Origin of the sequence: Arthrobacter sp. TB 26 (assembly GCF_000427315.1) — a bacterium.
Classification (GTDB): Bacteria; Actinomycetota; Actinomycetes; order Actinomycetales; family Micrococcaceae; genus Arthrobacter.
Window position 1 is genome coordinate 6,996 of sequence record NZ_AUPJ01000218.1, and the last position, 2,844, is coordinate 9,839.

The 2,844-nt window shown below is 68.5% G+C and carries 5 protein-coding genes; 2 read left to right on the forward strand and 3 right to left on the reverse strand.

Annotated elements, in window-relative coordinates:
• Positions 1-44 precede the first annotated feature (44 nt).
• Together K789_RS22595 and K789_RS0107735 are read left to right on the forward strand one after the other, a co-directional pair.
• Entirely contained in the window at positions 45-1,043 is a 999-nt protein-coding gene (locus tag K789_RS22595) for a CapA family protein (RefSeq protein WP_035739390.1), read from the forward strand.
• Between the two features lie 122 nt (positions 1,044-1,165).
• The gene (locus tag K789_RS0107735; RefSeq protein WP_084507354.1) at positions 1,166-2,002 is read left to right on the forward strand and encodes an alpha/beta fold hydrolase; all 837 of its coding nucleotides are present in this window, start codon (positions 1,166-1,168) and stop codon (positions 2,000-2,002) included.
• A gap of 85 nt (positions 2,003-2,087) precedes the next feature.
• Here K789_RS0107735 and K789_RS0107740 read toward each other — a convergent pair whose 3' ends face one another.
• The 3 genes from K789_RS0107740 to K789_RS25800 all read right to left on the reverse strand — a co-directional run.
• Entirely contained in the window at positions 2,088-2,318 is a 231-nt protein-coding gene (locus K789_RS0107740; protein ID WP_029704724.1) for a hypothetical protein, read from the reverse strand.
• Positions 2,315-2,521, reverse strand: coding sequence for a hypothetical protein (locus K789_RS25795; protein WP_051180955.1), 207 nt, complete (start codon positions 2,519-2,521; stop codon positions 2,315-2,317). Before K789_RS25795 ends, K789_RS0107740 begins: the two co-directional genes overlap by 4 nt.
• Positions 2,522-2,844, reverse strand: a 323-nt coding sequence (locus K789_RS25800) for a DUF2306 domain-containing protein (RefSeq protein WP_202805068.1), incomplete at its 5' end; no start/stop codon positions are given.

The following is a 2,844-nucleotide window of genomic DNA, read 5'->3' on the forward strand; positions in this document are numbered from 1 at the left end:
CTTGCGCGGCCGTCCGCTGCACCTCGGTACTGGTCACCGGGGACATGCTGGTCCACGCCCAGCTCTGGGAGCAGGCCCGCGCCGACGCCCTTGCCGCCGGGGCCAAGGGCCTGGACTTCGGACCCCTGCTCGAGGGCCAGCGCAAATACATCGAGATGAGCGACCTCGCGATCTGCCACCAGGAGACCCCCGTGGCGGCCCCGACCGGACCCTTCTCGGCCTACCCCTCGTTCAACGTTCCGCCGCAGATCATCAGCGCTGCCCAGCAGGTGGGCTACCAGGCCTGCACCACCGCGAGCAACCACACCATTGACCGCGGCACCGCCGGGCTGGTCCGCACGCTCGACGCCCTCGATGCCGCAGGGCTGCAGCACACCGGCTCCTACCGGAGCGAGGCCGACGCCCAGGGCATCATGATCCTGCAGACCGCCGCGGCCAAAATCGCGGTGATCGATGCGACTTACGGGCTGAACGGACAGCTCCCCGAGGCGGCCTGGCAGGTGGACATGCTCGACCCTGACGTCATGATCGCCAAGGCGAAGAAGGCCCGGGACCTGGGGGCCGACATCGTGTTGGGTGCCATGCACGCCGGCGACGAGTATTCCAGTGTGCCCAACGCCGAGCAGACGAGCGTTGCCCATGCTCTCGCGGACAGCGGCCAGTTCACCATGATCTACGGCCACCACACGCACTCGGTCCTCCCGATCGAGCAGTACAAGGGAACGTGGATTGTGTACGGCCTGGGCAACGGGATCACGGAGCTCTCGCCAAATTATGTGGTGAACAATGAGGGCCTCCTGGTCCGGGCCCAGTTCAGCCAGGACGCCGCCGGCAAGTGGACCGCCTCAGACCTGGCCTGGGCGCCGTCGGTGATTGTCCGCGGCCCCTACCGCTGGTGCTCCGTTGCCTCCGATGCCCCGCAGGGCCCCTGTGCCGGTGCCGCCGCCGACGCGGCCACCCACCGGCGCACCCAGACTGTGGTCGAGTCGATGGGGGCCGCGGCGGCGGGAGCCCACGAACTGCTGATCACCAAGGAACCCTAGGAGCTTGGCGGAACCGCCGGAGGGACTGCGGATCTTGCCCGGATACAAACCGGCGCATACCGTGGTGGTGACGCGAGGGGCTCGAGGACTTGGCTCCTGTCACATCCGGACAGGAGGCATTCGTGGGCAGAGTATCGACGGCGGACCGGGAACCCCGGGACGGGACCTTCCCGAATGGCATGGACTACCTGAGCTGGGGCAACGGGGCGAATACCCTCCTTTTCATCCAGGGTGGCCCCGGGAGCACGGTTCCCCATGGGGTATTGCGCCGGATGCTCCGGCGGCAGTTCGATCCCTTTCTCCAGGCCGGTTACTCCGTCTGGATTGTCACGCGGCGCCGGGGCATGCCGCCGACGCACACGGTCGCCGACATGGCGGACGACTATGCGCGGCTCATCGCCGAGAAGTTCGGCGGGCGCGCCGATATCGTCGTGGCGGAGTCCTTTGGCGGAATGATTGCGCAGTATCTGGCGGCGCGGCATCCTGAATCGTTCGGCCACATGGCCATGGTGGTCACCGCTGCGGAGCTCAGTGACTGGGGCAAGGACGTCGACTCCCGGATGGCGCGGGCCATCGCGGACGGGGACACAGACGGCGCCGGGACGGTCTTCGCCGAGTACCTGCTGCCGGGCCGGCGCATGAAGTGGCTGCGGCAGCTGATCGGGCCGGTCATCCGGCGCCGGCTTCTGAGCGGATCCGAATACCCGTCCCAGGATGTCCTCACCGAAGTGCAGGGCGAAGTGAGCTTCAATTCCCGGGGCGTCCTCCCGCTGATCCGGCGGCCGGTGTTGCTGATCTGCGGGGGCTCCGACCAGTTCTTCCCCCGCGACGTCGCCCAGGAAACCGCCGGTCTCATTCCGGACTGCACGCTCATCTGGTACGAGGGGAAAGGCCATGTCCGGGCAGCCTCCAGCGGCCGCATCGCGCAGGATGTCCTTGCGTTCGCCGGCCGCGGCTGATCCGCGGCCTGGTGGTGACCGTGACCGCCTCCTCCACTGGTTCCGCAACTGGCCACCCCATCTACCCGGCGGCGGCGCAGTTGCGTTATGGGTCGATGGCCTGCACGGAGACCAGGATGAGGCCGAGGTCCCGGACCTTGACGAGCAACCCGTGCAGGGCTGCCTGGTCCGGGACGAAACCCGTCAGGCTGGTCGTGCCGTCCCTTTCGCGGGTCAGGGTGAGGTCGCCGAGCCAGGCAGACCAGTGGTCTTCGAGATGTCCATCGACCCGAAGCTGGTAGCCCGTCGGCGCCGGTCGTTTGGGGGACCGGGTCATGACGACCCGACCTCCGCCGTCGCCCGGGGCCGGCTGGCGCCGTGCCGGCGGATGATGTGTTCGGCGACGGTGAGATTAATGGCCCAGCCGGCGCCCAGCATAAGGGTGGTGGTGAGTTCACTGGCGCCGAAGACGGCGTTGCCGATGCCTTGCGTGAACACCTGGGTGCCGGCGCCGAGCGCCAGCGCGTAAGCACGTGTCATCTAGGCCCGATGGCGTGTGACGTCGCCGTGGCGGATCGCGGCGACGCCGAGGATGATGGCGGCGGCCATGCCCGACCCGAACGCGAGCCTGAAGACGTAGACCAGTGCGCCCGTGCCGGGCTGGCGGGGATAGAACAGCGTCATCCACAGCGCCGAGAGTGCCACCGCCAGGCCCAGCACCACCAGGACCCGTCCGGCCGACCGGTGCCAGCCCGGCCGGCGCCGCCGGAACCCGGCGGAGAACTGGAAAGCGCCGAGGACCGCGTACAAGATCGCGCTGATGATATGCACGACGACGGCCACAGGCGAGGCTGTCATGGCGG

Bases quoted from the DNA above. Each gene is read 5' to 3' on its own strand.
- K789_RS22595 (WP_035739390.1), top strand. From the start codon at position 45: ATGCTGGTCCACGCCCAGCTCTGGGAGCAGGCCCGCGCCGACGCCCTT.
- K789_RS0107740 (WP_029704724.1), bottom strand. From the start codon at position 2,318: ATGACCCGGTCCCCCAAACGACCGGCGCCGACGGGCTACCAGCTTCGG.
- K789_RS25795 (WP_051180955.1), bottom strand. From the start codon at position 2,521: ATGACACGTGCTTACGCGCTGGCGCTCGGCGCCGGCACCCAGGTGTTC.